Here is a 17,296-nt window from a genome sequence, read left to right as displayed (position 1 = left end):
TTGAAACCGCCCTGGCGGCCGGGGCAACCCGCCCAACCACCTGTCAGGTTGGAGCCGACTCTGTGTCAGGTGGCGGTCCTCCTACCGCATCATGCATCCCGATGAGGTGCCTCGAGCAGGTCGAGCCCCTCTACTGTTCCGGCCGGAAGGCGCCCCGCCGACTCCAGTCGCCGAAGACGCTCAGGAAGACAGGGTTGTTGTCGAACCAGCTCGTCGGTAAAGGCTCTCAGCTCCGGGTCGGTTAGGTCCTCCGTCCGGAGTCGGGCGAGCAAGTACGCCGACGCAGTGACCGCGCTTTCCGGAGCGAGCTGGTAGGCAGCTTGGGTAGCCGAAACGTTGGCGTACCTGCCTTGCTCGTCGAGCGCCGAAGTGAGGAACCTGTGAGCCCGCTCGATCCGCACAAGGTGCACCAGTTGCAAGACAGCGTCCGGATGGCAGTCGACACGCAAGTCCACCGGCCTGTATTCCGGATCGCTGTGGAATGTCCTGACGAAGGCCGACATGCGCCCACGCACATCGCCACCCAACACGTCTGCGTGGTGCGCCGACTGGACGAGTCGGGAAGCCAACGACATCTGGGGGTCGAGCGACCGGAAGTAATCGGTCACCAAGGTGGGAAGGGAGTCAACCGCCATGAGGTTCGCGGCACAGCAGATGTTCTGCTCGCAAGCAGCCGCGGCGAACGCCTCCGTGTCCGAGCCAGTGAATGCGAAGGTGTCACCGCTAGAGATCTTTAACGGTGTGGGTTACGTCTGGTCGTGACGGTTGGCGTCGGCTGCGCTATGCCGGAGGGGTGAGGTATCCCGATGGCGGTGGGCTGACGGCCGAGGAGCGGCATCGGCGTGAGCAGGTCCGGCTCGCGGCAGCTGACTTGATCGAGGCGGGGGTCAGTGACCGGGAGGTGGCGCGGCGGTTCCGGGTGACTCGGGTGTCGGCGAACCGCTGGCGCCGGGCCTTGGCCTCGGGCGGCCGCCAGGCCCTCGTGTCCAAGGGCCCCGGTGGCGCCCGCTGCAAGCTCGATGTCGGCCAACTGCGTGCCCTGGAGGCGGTGTTGGAGGCCGGTCCGGCCGCGTGCGGATGGTGGAGTGACCAGTGCTGGACGCTGGCCCGCATCGGCGAGGTCGTGCGCCGCCGGTTCGGGGTCGAGTACACCCTGGCCGGGCTGGATCTGCTGCTGCACCGCATCGGCTGGAGCGTGCAGATCCCGAGCCGCAAAGCCACCGAGCGGGACGAGTCGAAGATCGCCGCCTGGAAGGACGAGCAGTGGCCCGTCATAAAAAGAGGGCGGCGGACCTGGGCGCCTGGCTCTGCTTCGAGGACGAGGCAGGTCAGGGCCTGAGGCCGCCGAAAGGCCGTACCTGGGGCCGCCGTGGCCACACACCCGTCGTGAAGGTCACCGCCCAGGGCACCAAACGCGTCTCGATGGCGGCCCTGATCTGCATCAGGGCCGGACACCGGCCACGGCTGATCTACCGCGTCCACCTCGACCGCGGCCCCGCGAAGGGCCGACGCAAGGGCTTCACCGAGACCGACTACGCCCGCCTTCTGGATGGCGCACACCAGCAGCTCGGCGGCCCCGTCGTCCTGGTGTGGGACAACCTGAACACACACGTCAGCCGCACCATGCGGGAGCTGATCGCCGCGCGATTATGGCTGACCGTCTACCAACTGCCGCCGTACGCGCCGGAGTTCAACCCGGTCGAGGGCGTGTGGTCGCACCTGAAGAGATCGCTGGCCAACCTCACCAAACACAGCCTCGACCAGCTCACCGCGCTGGTCAGGACCCGGCTGAAACGGATGCAGTACCGGCCCCACCTCATCGAGGGGCTCATCGCCAAGACCGGACTCGACTTCCAACCGCCGTAACCCCAGCCATTGAAGATCTCTAGTCGATAGTCCAGCCACCTGACCGGATTCGAAACCAGGTGTTTGGCTGAGCTCGGCAACGGCATCGGACCACGCGTCCGAAGCAAGGTTCGGAAGCAGACGAGATGCCCACGCTGGATCGCCAAGCGCCTGCACGGCGACAAGTCCGTATTTGTGGGAGGGGTGCACAATGCCGGCTCCGACGGCAAGCCCAAAGCTGAACGAGGCAACCCCTAACTCACCAGTGTGCGGGTCCGCCGCGAGAATCGTGAAAGTCACACACCTTCCCCCTTACAAGAATCGAGCAGAGACCTCGTCGCGGTAGGCCCTGGTGATGATTGGTGCGGCTTCAAAGACACTCACCAAGGGGTCACCATGCTCATCGTCACCCGTGAGGGTGACCGCCGCTGCAAGCTCCCACCGCACCAACGTTCCCTCGTCGGCCTGGTGTACCTGCGCCGGCACGACACCCTCGCCCAGCTCGCAGCGCGCTCCGCGGTGGACTGGCCCGTTCCGTGGTGACGGACGAGAGCGCGGCACAACTCCTCATCGATTCACACACGTAAATCACCTGTGGGGTGGCGCGGACGTGGCCCGGCCGACGCGGTGTCAGCTCGGCAGGTGCACGACCAGTTCTCGGGTCAGAGCGGCGGCGGCGAGTTCCAGTTCGGAGCGCAGCTCTTCCAGGCGGACCCGGTTGACGCGGACCGAGGGGGCCGCCAGGGCGATAGCGGCCAACGGGTTCTGGTGCGGGGCGAGTACCACGCCGATTCCGACAACCCCGGTTTCTGTCTTCTGGTCGTTGACGGCGAATCCGCGCTTGCGGATGAGTGCGAACTGCTTGCCGAGTACGTCCAGGTCAGGGCGGTCGGGATCGTCCTCGTACAGCGCTCTGAGCGCATCCTCGTCAAGGGCCGCGAGGAGCGCCATTCCGCCCGACGCCTTGTGCGCGGGCAGGATGCGGCCCGTGCGGTCGCCGACACGGAGAACCTGGTCACATTCCACCGAGGCGATGAAGCGGATCTCCGTCCCGGCCCGGACCTGGAGGTTGGCGGTCTCGTGCACCCGCCCGGCGAGCTCACGCAGATGCGGGGTGCCGATCTGGCGCAGGAGACTGATCGGCCCATGGCTGATGAGGGTCGGCCGCAGCGTCTCGCCGGGCCGGTACCTGCGGTCGTCGCCCTGGACGGCGAAATCGCGGTAGACGAGCATCGCAAGCAGCCGGTGCGCGGTGGAACGCGACACGTTCAGACGCTCGGCGGCGTCGGTGACCCGCAGCGATCCCTCCTGCTGCAGGAGCTGCGCCAGTTGCAGGGCGTGGTCGACGGAGTCGATCGCGTAGGCCGGTTTGTTCTTCACAGTAGAAAAAAGTATCCCGGCTGACAGAATAGCTCCACCATCCTTGGCTATGAACGACTTCACGGGCAGCCCGGCGGGAGTGGCGGTGTCCCAAGGGCCCGGCCAACCGGAACCGACCGCGGACCTCCGAGCGCTCTATCAGGGGTTCGAGCGCGAACTGCTGATCCCTCTGTGGACCGAGATCGGTGAGCTGATGCCCGCCGAGCCGATGCCGAAGACCTCGGCGCACCTGTGGCGGTGGGATCGGCTGCTGCCGCTCGCCGAGCAGGCCGGCGAACTGGTACCGGTCGGCCGGGGCGGGGAGCGGCGCGCGATCGCCTTGGCGAACCCGGGGCTGGGGGGTGCGCCGTTCGCCACCTCGACACTGTGGGCGGCGATCCAGTACCTGGGTCCGCGTGAGGTCGCGCCCGAGCACCGCCACACTCAGAACGCGTTCCGGTTCGTGGTCGAGGGCGAGGGCGTCTGGACGGTCGTTGACGGCGACCCGGTCGCCATGCGCCGTGGGGACTTCCTGCTCACCCCGGGCTGGCACTTCCACGGTCACCACAACGTGTCCGACACCCCGATGGTGTGGCTCGACGGCCTGGACATCCCGTTCGCGCACCACATGGACTCGGCGTTCTTCGAGTACGGCGCGGACGAGGTCAGCGACCGTTCCACGCCCGAGCGCTCACGCGCCGAACGACTGTGGGCACACCCCGGGCTGCGCCCAGTGTCGCAGCCGCGGTCCCTGCCCAGCTCGCCGATCGCCGCCTACCGCTGGGAGCACACCGACGCCGCGCTGTCCGAGCAGCTGGCGTTGGAACACGAGGGCCACCCCGGTGTCATCGAGCCGGGACACGCCGGCGTGCGGTTCACCAACCCCACCACCGGCGGGGATGTGATGCCGACCCTGCGGGCGGAGTTCCACAGGCTGCGCTCCGGCGCGACCACGCTGCCGCGCAGGGAGGTCGGTTCGGCGGTGTGGCAGGTGTTCGACGGCACGGGAGTCGTGCGGGTGGGTCATTCGACCTGGACCGTCGGCCGCGGCGACCTGTTCGTGGTGCCCTCCTGGCAGCAGCTGGAGATCGGCGCCGAGTCGGAACTCGACCTGTTCCGGTTCAGCGACACCCCCGTTTTCGAGCACCTGCACGCCTACCGCGTGCAGGTGGAAGGAGCACAGTGATGAGACTCGCGACCCTGCGCACCGCGGGTGCCACGCGCGCGGTTCGTATCGACGAGGTCCACGCGGTGGACCTCGGCCACGCCGATGTCGGCTCTCTGCTGGCGCATCCGGACTGGCCCGAGCTCGCCACTGCGGACGGGCCCACCCACAGCCTCGCCGGTGCCGAGTTCGCACCCGTGGTATCCGCGCCCGGCAAAATTTGGTGCGTCGGCCTGAACTACCGCGGCCACATCCTGGAGATGGGACGCGAACTCCCGGAATTCCCCACCCTGTTCGCCAAGTTCGCCGACGCCCTGATCGGACCCAACGACCCGATCATGCTGCCGCCGGAATCCGACGCGGTGGACTGGGAGGCCGAACTCGCCGTCGTGATCGGCCGGCCCCTGCGCCGTGCGTCGCCCGCCGAGGCCGCGGCCGGTATCGCGGGGTTCACCGTCGCCAACGACGTCACCGCGCGCGACTGGCAGTTCCGCACCCGCGAATGGCTCCAGGGCAAGACCTTCGAAGCCACCACCCCGATCGGGCCCGTGCTGGTCACGCCTGATGAACTGCCCGGCGGCGTCCGGCCCCGACTGGACATCACCGGGTACGTCGACGGGAGGATCGTTCAACAATCCCACACCGCCGACCTGGTGTTCGACCCACTGGACCTGGTCTGCTACATCTCCACGATCACGACGCTGCGCCCTGGTGACGTGATCCTGACCGGCACCCCTGCCGGCGTCGGACACGCACGCACACCCGCCCAGTACCTGCGGCCCGGCAACCGCCTGATCACCGAGGTCAGCGGCATCGGCCGACTGGACAACCGGGCCGACGCCGAACTCGTCGAAGTCACAGCATGACGCCCGACGCCCGTACCCGCACGGTCAGGGCCTGGATGCACGAGGCCACGGTGACGCTGCTGGACGACCTGGCCCGGCTGGACGACGAGGCCCTCGACGCACCCAGTGCCCTGCCCGACTGGACCCGCCGTCATCTGCTGGCACACGTGGCGTCCAACGCCGAGGCGCTGAGGCGCCTGGTCGGCTGGGCGCGCACCGGTGTCCCGAACGCCATGTACGCCTCCCCCGCCGCGCGCGGCGCGGACATCGAGACCGGCAGCCGACTCCCGGCGGCCGAGCTGCGCGGGTGGGTGGTGTCGTCGGCCCGCCAACTCGCCGCCGACATCGAGGAGTTGCCCGGCCCGGCATGGCAGCACCAGGTCGTCACGGCCCAGGGCCGCAGCGTGCCCGCATCGGAGATCCCGTGGCTACGGGCACGAGAGGTCGGCATCCACGTGATCGACCTGCTCGCGGGGAGCGGCTTCGAGTCCCTGCCACCCGGAATGCGCGAAGCGCTGCTCCTGGACGTGACCACGCACCGCTCCGCCCTCCACGGCGGGCCCTCGGTCCTGCTGCTGTCCACCGACGGCGGCGGCCCGTGGAAGATCACCGGCACCGAACCAGAAGTCACGGTCAGCGCCGGCCGAGCGGACCTGACCCGCTGGGTCACCGGGCGGGGCGCCGACGGACTGACGGCCGAAGGCCCGCTCCCGGAGCTGGGCCGATGGCTGTGACCACAGTGGACACCCTCCGACCTCACTGGACATGAACACGGAAATCCCCCGAACAGAAGGACAGCCCCATGACCATCACCGAGTCGCCCACCGCCCCCCGCGTCGACACCTCACATCCCACCCCAGTGCCATGGAGGGTCTGGGTCACCCACCACCGCCTCCCGGCCGCGCTGCTGGCGGGCCTGGTCGCCACCCAGATGGCCACGATCGTCGGCTACTTCCTGCCAGGCGTCGGACTGGCCAAGCTCGACTGGAACATGGTCAACGGCGCCGTCTACACCCCGGGGGCGTCCCCGATGGCGCAGTTCGTGTCCGGCGGCTTCTTCCACTACCTCGACGGCATCGTGTTCACGGTGCTGTTCGTCGTCGCCGTGCACCCCCGGCTGCCGTGGCGCGACACCGCGGCCGGCAACCTGGCCAAGGCCCTCGTCTTCGGCACGGCCTTGGCCCTCGTCAGCCTCGTGTTCATGACCCCCCGCGTCTACGGTCCCGCGCTCGGCGCCGACGCCGGGTTCTTCAGCCACCACTTCGGCTGGAAGTTCATCGTGTCCGTCTTCGTGTGGCATGCGGTCTACGCGGTCCACCTCGGCCTGATCTACAACCCGTCGGCGCAGTCCCCGGACACCGAACGATGAGCGCGGAAGCGGTGACCAAGGCGACCGCGGCCGTGGTGGAGGGAACCGGCGCCCCGTTCACCGTCACCGACATCGTTCTGGACTCCCCCAGGTCGCACGAGGTCGTCGTCCGGGTCGAGGCGGTCGGCATGTGCCACACCGACCTGTCCGTGCGATCGGGTGCCACACCGTTCCCGCTTCCCGGAGTGCTCGGGCACGAAGGCGCCGGCACGGTGGAGGCCGTGGGCCCGGAGGTCACCAAGGTGGCACCCGGGGACAAGGTGCTCATGACGTTCACCTCCTGCGGGTCGTGTATCGCCTGCGTGACGGGCCGCCCGGTGCAGTGCGCGCACTGGCCGGCGCTCAATCTCCTCGGCGGCAGCAGGCTCGACGGGTCGGCCACGATCCGACGCGACGGGGACGACCGGCCACTGCACGGGCACTTCTTCGGCCAGTCCTCGTTCGCCTCGCACGCGATGGCCCATGAACGCAACACCGTCAAAGTCGCGTCGGACACGCCGCTGGACATCCTCGCCCCGCTGGGCTGCGGCGTGCAGACCGGGGCCGGCGCGGTGTTCAACGTGCTGCGCCCGCGAGCCGGTGGCGCGCTCGTGGTCTTCGGCGCGGGCGCAGTCGGGCTGTCCGCCGTCATCGCCGCGAGGCTCACCTCGTTGACGAAGATCATCACGGTGGACCTGCAGGACGCACGACTCGACCTGGCCCTACGACTTGGGGCCACCGACGTCATCAATCCCCGTCGCGCCGATGCCGTCGAGGCGGTTCGTGACATCACCGGTGACGGAGCCGACTACACCCTGGAGACCACCGGCAACACTCACGTTCTCCGCCAGGCCGTGGACGCGCTGGCCGTCGACGGCACGTGCGGTGTGATCGGAGCCCCGCCGTTCGGAAGCGAGGTGAGCCTGGACGTACCCCGGATGCTGGTGCGCAACCCACACATAGTGGGCGTCAACCAGGGTTCCTCGGTACCGGACCAATTCCTGCCCGCTCTCGTCGAACTGCACCAACAAGGCCGGTTCCCCGTCGAGCAACTCGTCGAGCACTTCGCGTTCGACGACATCGAGAACGCCGCCAAGGCCGCACACCACGGTGCCGTCATCAAACCCGTACTACGACTGTCGTGATCCACGAAGAGGAAGGACCAACGATGTCCACTTCCGCACCGCACGCCAGAAACTTCATCGACGGCCAATGGGTCGACTCCGCCACGATCGGCGAGTCGAGCAATCCCGCGACCGGTGAAGTCCTGGGCACCTTCGCCGACGGCGGAGCCGACGAGGCGACGGCCACGATCGCCGCCGCCCGCCGGGCCTTCGACACCGGGGACTGGTCACGCAACCGCGACCTGCGCGCCGCCACGCTCTTCGAGCTGGCCGACCGGATGGCTGCCCGGCGCGACGAACTCGTCGAACTCCTGGCCAGGGAGAACGGCAAGGTCCTCGGGGAGGCCGCGTTCGAGATCGACCTGACCATTCCGAAACTGCGCTACTACGCGGCCCTCGCCCTCACCGATCTCGGCAGCGCTGCGGAGAGCAAACCCGGCCTGTACTCGGTGGCACTGAAGGAGCCCGTCGGGGTCGCAGGCGTCATCGCGCCCTGGAACTCCCCGATCGTCCTCGCGGTGCGCTCCTTCGCCCCCGCCCTGGCCGCCGGCTGCACGGTCGCGCTCAAACTGCCCGGCCAGACCGGCCTGACCAACGGGCTGCTCTACGAGATCATCGCCGCCACCGAGAGCCTGCCCGCCGGCGTCCTCAACGCGTTCACCGAATCGGGCAACGACGGCGCACCCCTGCTGGTCTCCTCACCCGACGTCGACGTGGTCAGCTACACCGGCAGCACCAAGGTCGGCAGGCTGATCATGGCTGAGGCCGCAGCCACCCTCAAGCCGGTGTCACTGGAGCTCGGCGGCAAGAGCCCGATGATCGTCTTCGACGACGCCGACCTCGACGCCGTGGTCCCGGTACTGACCAAGGCGGTGACGACCTTTGCCGGCCAGTTCTGCATGACGGGCAGCCGGATCCTCGCCCAGAGCGGGATCGCCGACACGCTCCGCGAACGCCTGTCGGACGCGCTGTCCGCCGTCAAAGCGGGCCCAGGCGACGACCCGACCAGCGAGATGGGTCCCATGATCGACCGCGCCAGTGCCGAGCGCGTCGACCGGTTCGTCCAGGAGAGCGCCGCCTACGGAAAGATCGTGGTACGCGGCGGACTCGTCACCGAGGGGCCCCTGGCCGGTCAGGCGTTCTATCTGCCCAGTCTGGTCGAAGTCACCGACCCCACCGGCCCGATCGTGCAACAGGAAGTGTTCGGCCCGGTCGCCACCTTCGAGGTCTTCGAGACCGAGGCCGACGCCGTCACACTCGCCAACGCCACCGAGTACGGCCTCGCCGCCAGCATCTGGACCCGCGACGCCGACCGGCCGCTGCGGGTGGGACGCGAACTCGAGGCGGGCACCGTGTGGACGAACACCTGGGCCGTCGTCCTCGACCAGTTCGCGGAAGGCGGCTTCAAGCAGAGCGGCGTGGGCCGGCTCAACGGCCGCCGTGGACTGGAGGAATTCCAGGAGATCAAACACCTCGTCCACCTCGCACCCCGGACCGCCTGAAACCACCGCCGACCACAACCACCCCGCTCAGAGCCGAGCACGGCCCTGGGCGTCCTGCAGAAAGAGTCACGTCATGACAAGCCGTCGTACCGTACTCCGCAAGAGCGCCGCCGTGACCCTCGGCGCCGCCCTCGGCACGTTCGTCCCCGCTGCCTCCGCGGAGGCCCAAACGTCGGATGCGCATCGGCAGAACCGACTCAAGACACAGCAGTGCGCCGAGATCGTGGAAGTGCTGAAGGACTACGAGCGCTCACTCAACGCCAGTGATGTCGCGGGCGTGGTGCGGCTGTACACCGACGACGCCGTGTTCCTGCCGCCGCAGGCCCCGACCGCGGTCGGCATCGATGCCGTCCGGGCGACGTACGCAGGCCTGTTCCAGACGCTCCGCCTCGACCTCACCTTCGAGGTCGCCGAGGTGAACGTCGTGTCTCCCGACTGGGCGTTCCTGCGAAGCTCCTCGACCGGCACCGCCATCGTCCTCGCCAACGGCACACAGCTCCCGAGCAGCAACCACGAACTGTTCGTCCTGCACAGGAATCACACCCAGTGGAAGCTCGCCCGCTACAGCTTCTCGTCGGTCCTGCCGGCGGCATAGCCAACTACGGTTGCCACTCCGACAGTTCGACGTTCACGTCGACAACTTGTGGGCTCCGACGCACCGGAGCCCACAAGAGTGGCCGGGCTGTACTGCGGCAGCGCTCCCCGGCACCCGAATCAGCCGCTACAAGCACAAAAGACCTGGTCAGAGGGCGTTTACGTAGATCTGGTCGGGTACACGACTTTCATGCATGCCCTATTTCAGTACGGGATGCCGCGTTAGCGACTATCGCCCCCTCGGGGGTCGCACACCCGACTGCCCGTCTCATCCGGCCTTGCGTCCCGAAGTCCGTCTGGCGTGATGAGGGGATCTTCGCCCAGCTCAATTACGACCTGACCGTGGCCCGCGTGAAGGAGGGGCGCAAGCCCGAACCCACAGGCTCCGTCATCGACACCCAGAGCGTGAAGACCACCACCAACGTACCCCTGACCAGTCAGGGAACGGACGCTGCCAAGAAGATCGCAGGCCGGAAGCGAGGCATCCTCACCGACACGATCGGACTGATCCTCGCGGTCACCGTCACCGCCGCGAGCTTCTCCGAGAACGCCCTGGGAATACGTCTCCTCGACCAGGCGAAGAAGACGTACCCGACCATCTCCAAAAGCTGGGTCGACACCGGACTCAAGAACGCCGTTGTCGAACACGGCGCGGGCCTCGGAATCGACGTCGAAGTCGCCAACAGAAACCCCGGAGTTCGCGGCTTTCACGTCGTTAAAAGGCGCTGGGTAGTAGAGCGAAGTATCGGTTGGATCATGATGCACCGCCGCCTCGCCCGCGACTACGAGACCCTCACCGCCAGCTCCGAGGCCATGATCCACATCGCCTCGATCGACAACCTCGCCAAACGCATAACGGACGAGACCACACCAACCTGGCGAGGAACCTACTAGTACATGCAGGGCAATACGCCTGGATCAAATGCCCTCTTACACCGCGGTCGCTCTCGGTGGACTGCTGACGGGAGTCCTGATCGACATCGTCGGGTCTGGAGGAGACAAGGACTCCCCTTCCGCAACGGTGACCGTGACCGCCACCGCGACGGGCGCAGACGTACAGGCGGGTGCCGCTTCCCCCAGCGCCACTGCCGGGCCGCGGCAGGAGGCCGCGCCCAAGGGAAGGATTCCCGGCGATGGAACCATCCTGGTGGGCAAAGACATCCAGGCCGGCACCTACCACAGCGAGGGCAAGAACACATACGGCTGCTACTGGGCACCCTTGAGCGACACGACCGGCGAGGGCAGCGCCATCATCGCCAACGGCAACGCCCAGGGCCCGGCCATCGTCAAGATCGCCGCAGGTGACAAGGCGTTCCAGACCACCGACTGCAAGCCCTGGAAGAAGATCGGCTAACCACCAGCCAGCAGAGCTCCGGTCCCGCCGCCGCGGTTAGCGGCGGCCGGTGGCCAAGATGACGAGGAACTGGCCGCCGCCCGCCTCGATGTCGGCGGTCACGGGCAGCCCCGGTACCAGTCGCGAGAACCGGTCCACCAGCCAATCCGCCGCCTCTTGGGCGTCCCGCCTGGTCGGACAACGGCCCACCATCTCGCGGCCCCCCTTACGCTCCAGCCTCCCCGCAACAGTGATCAGCGGTGCGGGTTCGACCACGTACAGGTGGTCCGGCCAGGCGATGACCACCTTGACCGCACCCTTACGGGTGTTGCACCCACGGTGCGCGAGCCGCTCCGCGACCTTGGCCTTCCGGTCAGCGGTCCGGCTGTCGACGCTGGGCCCCCGCAGGTCGTTCACCGACTCGTCAGGGTCGACCGCTTCGTCACACACCCAGCAGCGCCAGCCGTCACGCTCGGCCACATCATCAAGGAGACTCACCCGAGCAAACTAGCCTGCCCGGCCACCACCCCGCACACCAGGTGCTCGAGGAACGGGGCAACCTGCCAGCACCCGGCACCGGCACCACGCCCAGATCTCTCGGCTGCCCACTCCACGACGGTGGCACCCAGGCCAGGACACCACCAGACCGACGGCCCGGCCGCACGGGCCCGGCGAGCCTTCACGTCGTGAACGTGGCGGCACAGCAGGGCGGGCGGCGGCGTCCGGGCCCAGGAGCAAGGTCGGCTTCACTGCTCAGATGCACCGGTCTGGAAACGACTGCAGCCGGCAGACCCCACGGGCGTGATCCGATCACTGCGACCCAGCCCAGTACTTTCCCTGAAGCCCATCCGACCCGCGCGGCTCGCCTCAGCACACGTCGGCGGGCAGATCCGCGGGAGGCGTAGCGGCGTAGAACCGGCGCAGCGGCTCCTCGATCTTCTTGCTGGCTACCTGGCGGGAGATCAAGGACCGGTCCAGTAGTTGGTGCTGGTGCGGTTGGGCTGGTCCTTTTCATCTGGCGCCCAGAGCACAAGCCAGCGCAGTAGACCGGCATTCCCGCCGTGGCCAAGGCTGTCCGTGCCGTGTACACGGTGTGGCCTGGCTGAGCCGTCTCAGCTTCCGCCGACAACGAGGGGAGTCAACGGACGCCCGGACGTCACGAGGGATATCCACGTGCGCGACCGTGGGGACGTCGCCAGAATCACAACAAGCGCACCGTCACCTGGAGTTGTAATGTCCCACCCCCTCGACCCGCGCACCGTGCAACGGCACGCGTACATCCGGTACCTGTACCGCGAGGGCATCGAGCAGAGCCGTCAGCCGACTCCGCTCCGCTCGCGCGCCATCACCTCCTTCCACGACGCCGTCGAGAATTACCTCGGCATCGTCACCCAGCACCCCTGTACTGACCATCGCGTTGCTTCCCGCAACGCGGGACGTGACCAGGTGTGGTGACGAAACACGGTCACCTTCGGCGGAGGTGGAGTTGATCGACTTCGATCAACTCGCCGAGTGCCTCGGCAAGCTACTGGAGAACTACGGGACCGCTGAGTACTACGGCGGCGCCAACCTCACGGAAGTCGCTGAGCTCTACCTGTCCGGACTGCTGTCCGGGGTGCTCAAGCACCCCGATCGCTCCGGCGAGGACGCGGCACAGCTCATTCTGTCCCAGCTCCTCTGACACATCCCAACCACCCCGCACCCTGAAACGAGAGCACCCCGCTGCCCGTTCAGGCTGGCGGGGTGTTCCTCATTTCTGCGGTTCGCCGAGTTGGCGCTAGTGTCCTGAGTCGCTAGTTCGTGGGCGGTTGTAGGGTGGGGTGGTGCCTGGTCCGAAGCCGTTGCCGCTGGAGTTGTCCGATCACGAACGCAGGGTGCTGCGGGGCTGGTTGCGCAAGCAGACCGCCTCTCAGGCGCTGGTGTTGCGGTCGAGGATCGTGCTGGCGTGCGCGGAGGGCCTGTCGAACGCGCAGATCGCGCAGGATCTGGGTGTGTCGCGGGAGACCGTGCGGAAGTGGCGGGCCCGGTTTGCGGCGGACCGGCTGGAGGGGCTGGTGGACCGGCCGCGTCCGGGGGCGCCACGGAAGATCACGGACGAGCAGGTCGAGGCCCTGGTCGCCAGGACGCTGGACCAGGCGCCACCGGCGGGTGACTCGCACTGGTCGACGCGTTCGATGGCCGGGGCGGTGGGGATGTCGCAGTCGGCCGTCTCGCGGATCTGGCGGGCGTTCGGCCTCAAGCCGCACATCGTGGAGACCTGGAAACTGTCGACCGACCCGCAGTTCGTGACCAAGGTCCGTGACGTCGTGGGTATTTACCTGTCGCCGCCGGAGAACGCCCTGGTCCTGGCGGTGGACGAGAAGTCACAGATACAGGCCCTGGACCGGACCCAGCCCGTGCTCCCGACGGCGCCGGCCACACCGGCGAAGATGACGCACGACTACGTCCGGCACGGCACGACCAGCCTGTTCGCCGCCCTGGACATCGCCTCCGGCTCCGTCATCGCCCAGCACTACCGCCGCCACCGCCACCAGGAGTTCCTCCGCTTCCTCAAGGTCATCGACGCCGCGGTCCCCCAGCACCTCGAACTCCACCTGGTCCTGGACAACTACGCCACCCACAAGACCGAGCCGGTCAAGAAGTGGCTGCTCCGCCACCCCCGCTTCCACCTGCACTTCACCCCCACCTCGGCGTCCTGGCTCAACCTCGTCGAACGCTGGTTCGCCGAGCTGACCTGCCGCAAACTCCGCCGCTCGGCCCACCGCAGCGTCGTCGAACTCGAACGCGACATCCGAGGCTGGATCAACGAGTGGAACAAGGACCCCAAGCCGTTCGTCTGGACGAAGACCGCCGACGACATCCTCGACACCCTCGCCGCGTACTGCACACGAATTAGCGACTCAGGACACTAGAGGGGCATGTGACTTCACCACCGCGCCTCACCAACACAGGAGACACCATCAGCTCCCGCCAAAGCCATGTGTTGTCAGGAAGCCGACCGCTTATCCGACGCACCTGCGTTACTTGAGCAACTATGGCCCGCGGGTACGGTGTTGGCAGCATCACCCAAAAGAGCGACTGTGGATCCATCTCATTCTGGAATGATCAATAAGCCTGAACTCCATGCTCCCTAAAGCATGCGCGGACCTTCTCGATCAGGGCCCGGTCGGGCACCGGGTTGTCATGCAGCGGGAAGGGAACACCGAGAGCTTTGTACTTCGCGGCGCCCATCTTGTGGAAGGGCAGCACGTCGACCCGCTCGACCGCGCCGAGTCCCGCCACGAAGCCGGCCAGCGCGTCCACCGAGTCAAGGTCGTCGGTCCAGCCGGGGACCAGGACGTACCGGATCCACATGGGGATACCGAGGTTGTCGAGGCGGGTGGCGAAGTTGAGGGTGGGAGCGAGTTCTCCGCCGGTCAGTTTCCGGTAGGTGTTGACGTCGAAGGACTTGATGTCCAGGAGCACCAGGTCGGTGTCGGCGAGGAGTTCGTCGGTGGCGCGGGCGCCGAGGAAGCCCGAGGTGTCGAGCGCGGTGTGGAGGTCGGCTTCCTTGCAGCGGCGCAGGACCTCTGCGGTAAACGCCGACTGGAGCAGTGGCTCGCCTCCGGTGATGGTTACCCCGCCGCCTGCCGTGGTGACGAAGCCCTGGAACTTCCCGATCTCCGCCATGACCGCGTCGACGCTCATCTCCTGGCCGTCGCGCATGTGCCAGGTGTCGGGGTTGGCGCAGTACAGGCAACGCAGCGGGCAGCCGGAGACGAAGAGGACGAACCGGGTCCCGGGGCCGTCCACGCCGGTGGACAGGTCCCAGGAGTGGATCCGGCCGGTGGTCGCGGTGCGCACCCTGCTCACAGCGATCCGTGGAAGGTGCGGCTGATCACGTCGAGCTGCTGCTCGCGGGTCAACCGGACGAAGTTGACGGCGTAGCCGGACACCCGGATCGTCAAGTCCGGGTAGTTCTCCGGGTGTTCCATCGCGTCTTCCAGCGTCGCGCGGTCGAGCACGTTGACGTTCATGTGGAAGCCGCCGGCCGATGTGTAGGCGTCGAGGATGCCGACCAGGTGCCCGGCACGCTCGTCGGGCGCGTGCCCCAGCCCCTCGGGCGTGATCGTCGTCGTCAACGAGATCCCGTCACGGGCCTGTTCATAGGGCAGCTTGGCCACCGACAGCGCGGAGGCGGCGACTCCGTGCCGGTCGCGGCCGTTCATCGGGTTGGCGCCGGGGGCGAAGGGCTGTCCGGCGAGGCGGCCGTCGGGGGTGTTGCCGGTGTGCTTCCCGTAGACGACGTTCGAGGTGATCGTCAGGACCGACTGGGTGTGCTCGGCGTCCCGGTAGGTGGGGTACTGGCGCACCTTCGCCATGAAGGACTCCACCAGGCCTACGGCGATGCTGTCGGCGCGGTCGTCGTTGTTGCCGTAGGCCGGGAAGTCGCCCTCGGTGCGGAAGTCGACGGCGAGGCCGGTGGCGTCGCGGAACACCTTCACCCGGGCGTACTTGACGGCGGACAGGCTGTCGGCGGCGACGGACAGGCCGGCGATGCCGCAGGCCATGAAGCGGTGCACGGGGTAGTCGTGCAGGGCCATCTCGATGCGCTCGTAGGCGTACTTGTCGTGCATGTAGTGGATGACGTTGAGCGCGTTGACGTATGTCCGGGCCAGCCAGTCCAGGACGTGGTCGTACGCCGCCGACAGCTCGTCGTAGTCGAGGTACTCGCCGGTCAGCGGGGGCGTCGGGGTCGCGATCTGTTCGCCGGTCATCTCGTCCCGGCCGCCGTTGACCGCGTACAGGAGCGCCTTCGCGAGGTTGACCCGGGCGCCGAAGAACTGCATCTGCCTGCCGACCTGCATCGCCGAGACGCAGCAGGCGATCGCGGTGTCGTCGCCGGTACGCGGACGCATCAACTTGTCGGACTCGTATTGGACGGCACTGGTGTCGATCGATACCTGGGCGCAGAACTCCTTGAAGGCGAAGGGGAGTTGGGGCGACCACAGGACCGTCAGGTTGGGTTCGGGGGCCGGGCCGAGGTTGTAGAGGGTCTGGAGGAAGCGGAAGGAGGTGCGGGTGACCAGGGTGCGCCCGTCCTCGCCCATGCCGCCGATGGACTCCGTCACCCAGGTCGGGTCGCCGGAGAACAGGGCGTCGTACTCGGGGGTGCGCAGGAACCGTACGATCCGCAGCTTGATCACGAAGTCGTCGATGAGTTCCTGGGCGCGGGTCTCGTCGAGGATCCCTTCCTCCAGGTCTCGTTGGAGGTAGACGTCGAGGAAGGTGGAGGTGCGGCCGAGCGACATCGCGGCGCCGTTCTGCTCCTTCACGGCGGCGAGGTAGGCGAGGTAGAGCCACTGCACGGCCTCGTGGGCGGTGGCTGCGGGGCGGGAGACGTCGCAGCCGTATGTGGACGCCATCCGCGTCAGCTCGCCCAACGCCCGTGTCTGCTCGGCGAGTTCCTCCCGGTCCCGGATGATGTCGGCGACGGACGCGCAGGCGTCGAGCTTGGCCCGCTCGGCCTTCTTGGCCTCGATCAGGCGGTCCGTCCCGTACAGGGCCACGCGCCGGTAGTCGCCGATGATCCGGCCGCGGCCGTAGGCGTCGGGCAGCCCGGTGATGATGCCGGCCTTGCGGGCGGCGCGCATTTCGGGGGTGTAGGCGTCGAAGACGCCGTCGTTGTGGGTCTTGCGGTAGGTGCCGAAGACGCGCGAGACGAAGGGGTCGGACTCGTAGCCGTAGGCCCTCAGGCTGTTCTCGACCATGCGCAGGCCGCCGTTGGGCATGATCGCGCGCTTCAGCGGGGCGTCGGTCTGCAGGCCGACGATCAACTCCCGTTCGCGGTCGATGTATCCGGGCGCGTGCGAGGTGATCGTGGAGGGGGTCGCGGTGTCGACGTCGAGGATGCCCTTGCGCCGTTCCTCCGGGAACAGCGCGCTGACCTTCTCCCACACGGCTCGCGTGCGGTCGGTGGGGCCGGTCAGGAAGGTGGCGTCGCCTTCGTACGGGGTGTAGTTGGCCTGGATGAAGTCGCGCACGTCGACGCGCTCGCGCCAGGAGGTGCCGGCGAAGTCGCGCCATGCCTCGGATGCGCGTGTTCCGACTGCCGCTGTCGTTGTCATCGCCGGTTCTCTCCCTTGTTCCGCACGGGGATGTCTCCCTGACTCCATGCTGGTCCGATGCTCCGGTCGTCGGG

The 17,296-nt window shown here is 67.8% G+C and carries 18 protein-coding genes and 3 pseudogenes; 15 read left to right on the top strand and 6 right to left on the bottom strand.

Annotated elements, in window-relative coordinates; all coding sequences use genetic code 11:
- Positions 1 to 89: 89 nt before the first annotated feature.
- Complete coding sequence (locus OH768_RS53715; protein ID WP_406465820.1) at positions 90 to 731, bottom strand: DUF1028 domain-containing protein; 642 nt, start codon at positions 729 to 731, stop codon at positions 90 to 92.
- 62 nt (positions 732 to 793) lie between these two features.
- On the opposite strand from OH768_RS53715, the gene OH768_RS53710 reads away from it, so the two are divergent.
- Both OH768_RS53710 and OH768_RS53705 read left to right on the top strand, forming a co-directional pair.
- The gene (locus OH768_RS53710; RefSeq protein WP_406464995.1) at positions 794 to 1,339 is read left to right on the top strand and encodes a winged helix-turn-helix domain-containing protein; all 546 of its coding nucleotides are present in this window, start codon (positions 794 to 796) and stop codon (positions 1,337 to 1,339) included.
- Positions 1,336 to 1,866, top strand: coding sequence for a transposase (locus OH768_RS53705; RefSeq protein WP_406465818.1), 531 nt, complete (start codon positions 1,336 to 1,338; stop codon positions 1,864 to 1,866). The genes OH768_RS53710 and OH768_RS53705 overlap by 4 nt, the downstream gene beginning before the upstream one ends.
- A gap of 33 nt (positions 1,867 to 1,899) precedes the next feature.
- Here OH768_RS53705 and OH768_RS53700 read toward each other — a convergent pair.
- Positions 1,900 to 2,145, bottom strand: a pseudogene (locus OH768_RS53700) (DUF1028 domain-containing protein); the annotation flags it as partial.
- Positions 2,146 to 2,241: 96 nt separating this feature from the next.
- On the opposite strand from OH768_RS53700, the pseudogene OH768_RS53695 reads away from it, so the two are divergent.
- A pseudogene (locus OH768_RS53695) lies at positions 2,242 to 2,352 on the top strand (IS5/IS1182 family transposase); the annotation flags it as partial.
- 123 nt (positions 2,353 to 2,475) lie between these two features.
- Here the strand turns inward: OH768_RS53695 and OH768_RS53690 are convergent.
- Complete coding sequence (locus OH768_RS53690; protein ID WP_406464994.1) at positions 2,476 to 3,225, bottom strand: IclR family transcriptional regulator; 750 nt, start codon at positions 3,223 to 3,225, stop codon at positions 2,476 to 2,478.
- Between the two features lie 28 nt (positions 3,226 to 3,253).
- Here OH768_RS53690 and OH768_RS53685 point away from each other — a divergent pair, with 28 nt between their 5' ends.
- The 9 genes and pseudogenes from OH768_RS53685 to OH768_RS53645 all read left to right on the top strand — a co-directional run bounded on the left by OH768_RS53685 (position 3,254) and on the right by OH768_RS53645 (position 11,136).
- Complete coding sequence (locus OH768_RS53685) at positions 3,254 to 4,390, top strand: cupin domain-containing protein (protein ID WP_406465816.1); 1,137 nt, start codon at positions 3,254 to 3,256, stop codon at positions 4,388 to 4,390.
- Positions 4,390 to 5,235: a fumarylacetoacetate hydrolase family protein gene (locus OH768_RS53680; protein ID WP_406464992.1), complete on the top strand. Its 846-nt coding sequence runs from the start codon at positions 4,390 to 4,392 to the stop codon at positions 5,233 to 5,235. Before OH768_RS53685 ends, OH768_RS53680 begins: the two co-directional genes overlap by 1 nt.
- Positions 5,232 to 5,948: a maleylpyruvate isomerase family mycothiol-dependent enzyme gene (locus tag OH768_RS53675; protein ID WP_406464990.1), complete on the top strand. Its 717-nt coding sequence runs from the start codon at positions 5,232 to 5,234 to the stop codon at positions 5,946 to 5,948. The genes OH768_RS53680 and OH768_RS53675 overlap by 4 nt, the downstream gene beginning before the upstream one ends.
- A gap of 68 nt (positions 5,949 to 6,016) precedes the next feature.
- Positions 6,017 to 6,583, top strand: a complete 567-nt coding sequence (locus tag OH768_RS53670) for a hypothetical protein (RefSeq protein ID WP_406464989.1) — start codon at positions 6,017 to 6,019, stop codon at positions 6,581 to 6,583.
- A complete protein-coding gene (locus OH768_RS53665; RefSeq protein ID WP_406464987.1) occupies positions 6,580 to 7,707 on the top strand; it encodes an NAD(P)-dependent alcohol dehydrogenase in 1,128 nt (375 codons plus the stop codon). Before OH768_RS53670 ends, OH768_RS53665 begins: the two co-directional genes overlap by 4 nt.
- Before the next feature lie 23 nt (positions 7,708 to 7,730).
- Entirely contained in the window at positions 7,731 to 9,188 is a 1,458-nt protein-coding gene (locus OH768_RS53660; protein WP_406464985.1) for an aldehyde dehydrogenase family protein, read from the top strand.
- A gap of 73 nt (positions 9,189 to 9,261) precedes the next feature.
- Positions 9,262 to 9,783, top strand: coding sequence for an SgcJ/EcaC family oxidoreductase (locus OH768_RS53655; RefSeq protein WP_406464983.1), 522 nt, complete (start codon positions 9,262 to 9,264; stop codon positions 9,781 to 9,783).
- 290 nt (positions 9,784 to 10,073) lie between these two features.
- A pseudogene (locus tag OH768_RS53650) lies at positions 10,074 to 10,676 on the top strand (transposase); the annotation flags it as partial.
- Between the two features lie 28 nt (positions 10,677 to 10,704).
- Positions 10,705 to 11,136, top strand: a complete 432-nt coding sequence (locus OH768_RS53645; protein ID WP_406464981.1) for a hypothetical protein — start codon at positions 10,705 to 10,707, stop codon at positions 11,134 to 11,136.
- A gap of 36 nt (positions 11,137 to 11,172) precedes the next feature.
- On the opposite strand, the gene OH768_RS53640 is transcribed toward OH768_RS53645, so the two are convergent.
- The gene (locus tag OH768_RS53640; RefSeq protein ID WP_406464980.1) at positions 11,173 to 11,613 is read right to left on the bottom strand and encodes a hypothetical protein; all 441 of its coding nucleotides are present in this window, start codon (positions 11,611 to 11,613) and stop codon (positions 11,173 to 11,175) included.
- 735 nt (positions 11,614 to 12,348) lie between these two features.
- Between OH768_RS53640 and OH768_RS53635 the strand changes: the two genes are divergently transcribed.
- The 3 genes from OH768_RS53635 to OH768_RS53625 all read left to right on the top strand — a co-directional run bounded on the left by OH768_RS53635 (position 12,349) and on the right by OH768_RS53625 (position 14,027).
- Positions 12,349 to 12,570, top strand: coding sequence for a hypothetical protein (locus tag OH768_RS53635; RefSeq protein ID WP_406464978.1), 222 nt, complete (start codon positions 12,349 to 12,351; stop codon positions 12,568 to 12,570).
- Positions 12,571 to 12,601: 31 nt separating this feature from the next.
- Entirely contained in the window at positions 12,602 to 12,796 is a 195-nt protein-coding gene (locus OH768_RS53630) for a hypothetical protein (RefSeq protein ID WP_406464976.1), read from the top strand.
- A gap of 142 nt (positions 12,797 to 12,938) precedes the next feature.
- The gene (locus OH768_RS53625) at positions 12,939 to 14,027 is read left to right on the top strand and encodes an IS630 family transposase (RefSeq protein ID WP_406464974.1); all 1,089 of its coding nucleotides are present in this window, start codon (positions 12,939 to 12,941) and stop codon (positions 14,025 to 14,027) included.
- A 193-nt stretch (positions 14,028 to 14,220) separates the two neighbouring features.
- Here the strand turns inward: OH768_RS53625 and pflA are convergent, their stop codons facing one another.
- The gene (gene pflA / locus OH768_RS53620) at positions 14,221 to 14,958 is read right to left on the bottom strand and encodes a pyruvate formate-lyase-activating protein (protein WP_406465815.1); all 738 of its coding nucleotides are present in this window, start codon (positions 14,956 to 14,958) and stop codon (positions 14,221 to 14,223) included.
- A 5-nt stretch (positions 14,959 to 14,963) separates the two neighbouring features.
- Positions 14,964 to 17,222 carry a formate C-acetyltransferase gene (pflB, locus tag OH768_RS53615; RefSeq protein ID WP_406464973.1) on the bottom strand — a complete coding sequence of 753 codons (2,259 nt, stop codon included), beginning with the start codon at positions 17,220 to 17,222 and terminating at the stop codon, positions 14,964 to 14,966.
- Positions 17,223 to 17,296: the final 74 nt, after the last annotated feature.

The sequence above is a fragment of the Streptomyces sp. NBC_01622 genome (assembly GCF_045209635.1).
Classification (GTDB): domain Bacteria; phylum Actinomycetota; class Actinomycetes; order Streptomycetales; family Streptomycetaceae; genus Streptomyces.
The sequence above is the reverse complement of the archived record's forward strand: the minus strand, read 5'-3'. Positions and strand labels throughout refer to the sequence as shown.

What these genes read in the sequence shown, in the direction of transcription:
- OH768_RS53670 (WP_406464989.1), top strand. Translation starts at nt 6,017, where the DNA reads ATGACCATCACCGAGTCGCCCACCGCCCCCCGCGTCGACACCTCACAT.
- OH768_RS53680 (WP_406464992.1), top strand. Translation starts at nt 4,390, where the DNA reads ATGAGACTCGCGACCCTGCGCACCGCGGGTGCCACGCGCGCGGTTCGT.
- OH768_RS53645 (WP_406464981.1), top strand. Translation starts at nt 10,705, where the DNA reads ATGCCCTCTTACACCGCGGTCGCTCTCGGTGGACTGCTGACGGGAGTC.
- OH768_RS53665 (WP_406464987.1), top strand. Translation starts at nt 6,580, where the DNA reads ATGAGCGCGGAAGCGGTGACCAAGGCGACCGCGGCCGTGGTGGAGGGA.
- OH768_RS53655 (WP_406464983.1), top strand. Translation starts at nt 9,262, where the DNA reads ATGACAAGCCGTCGTACCGTACTCCGCAAGAGCGCCGCCGTGACCCTC.
- pflB (WP_406464973.1), bottom strand. Translation starts at nt 17,222, where the DNA reads ATGACAACGACAGCGGCAGTCGGAACACGCGCATCCGAGGCATGGCGC.
- OH768_RS53675 (WP_406464990.1), top strand. Translation starts at nt 5,232, where the DNA reads ATGACGCCCGACGCCCGTACCCGCACGGTCAGGGCCTGGATGCACGAG.
- OH768_RS53635 (WP_406464978.1), top strand. Translation starts at nt 12,349, where the DNA reads ATGTCCCACCCCCTCGACCCGCGCACCGTGCAACGGCACGCGTACATC.
- OH768_RS53660 (WP_406464985.1), top strand. Translation starts at nt 7,731, where the DNA reads ATGTCCACTTCCGCACCGCACGCCAGAAACTTCATCGACGGCCAATGG.